The 991-nt window shown below is 74.8% G+C and carries 2 protein-coding genes; both read right to left on the reverse strand.

Annotated elements, in window-relative coordinates; translation table 11 throughout:
• Window positions 1-123 precede the first annotated feature (123 nt).
• Window positions 124-534, reverse strand: a complete 411-nt coding sequence (locus ACSNOK_RS33230; protein ID WP_436784504.1) for a hypothetical protein — start codon at window positions 532-534, stop codon at window positions 124-126.
• Entirely contained in the window at window positions 531-842 is a 312-nt protein-coding gene (locus ACSNOK_RS33235) for a hypothetical protein (protein ID WP_436784505.1), read from the reverse strand. The genes ACSNOK_RS33230 and ACSNOK_RS33235 overlap by 4 nt, the downstream gene beginning before the upstream one ends.
• Window positions 843-991 lie beyond the last annotated feature (149 nt).

A 991-nucleotide genomic window follows, 5' to 3' on the forward strand; every position in this document is an offset into this window, starting at 1 on the left:
GTGCAGGGGCGGAGGGCAGGCCGGTAAGCCGGTGGGGTGGTGCCGGGGGACGGAGGACCGGGGTCCGGCCCGGGTGCCGGACGGACCGAACGCGGCGCGAGCCGTCATGACATAGCGCCGGCGTCAGACGAGACCGAACACGTCGACGGCGTCGCCGAGGGGGTGGTAACGCTCGGGGGCGGTGGTGAAGACGGTCCACCCGGAGGGCACCGCGACGGCGGCCGTGTGCGCGAGCGCGATGTCGTCGAGCGCGTACCGGCGCATCATCGTCCCGGCCGCCTCGACGGCCGTCAGGTCCAGCGGCCGGATGAGCACCGAGGGGCCGCAGCGGGCCAGCAGCAGCTCCAGGGCGGCCCGGGCGCGGCCGGGCTTCTCGCGCTCGGCGAGGACGAGCTCGGTCTGCGGCACATTGACCGAGACGGCGTGCCAGCTCCACCGGTCCGTGAGGACCTCGTGCTCGATCCTGCGGTCGGTGGCCAGGTCGCAGAGGAAGCCGGCGTCGAGGACGACGCCCGTCACCGCGTCGACGGTCACGCGGCGCTGCTCCGGCGGGTGGCGATGTACTGGTCGAGGGGCAGCCGGGTGCGGCGGCCGGTCGCGTCGTCCGCCCACTGGCGGGCCAGGGCGATGGACTCCTCGTCCAGCCCGAAGTCCCGCCGCAGCCGCTCCTCGCTCTCGCGGTGGCGGCGGTCGCGGTCGATCTGGCCGGCCAGCGTTCTCGTCACGAAGGCGGACACGGACTCGATGACGTTCGCGTCCTTCATGCCGCGCAACTGCTCGGCGAGCTCGCGGGGCACCGTGATGCTGATCCGCTCGAAATCGGGGGTCTGCTCGTCACCCATGGTCGAATACTACGGGAGCCGCCCCCGGGCGCACCGCCGGTCGGGCGAGGCGGAGGCGCGCGCCGGAGACCGGGCTCCCGCCCGCACAACGCGCGCCGCGGGTAGGGGGGTTGATGCCGCGGGGTGTGCGGCCCTGGGAGGGGCGGTGG

This window comes from Streptomyces sp. URMC 126 (assembly GCF_051386555.1).
Classification (GTDB): domain Bacteria; phylum Actinomycetota; class Actinomycetes; order Streptomycetales; family Streptomycetaceae; genus Streptomyces.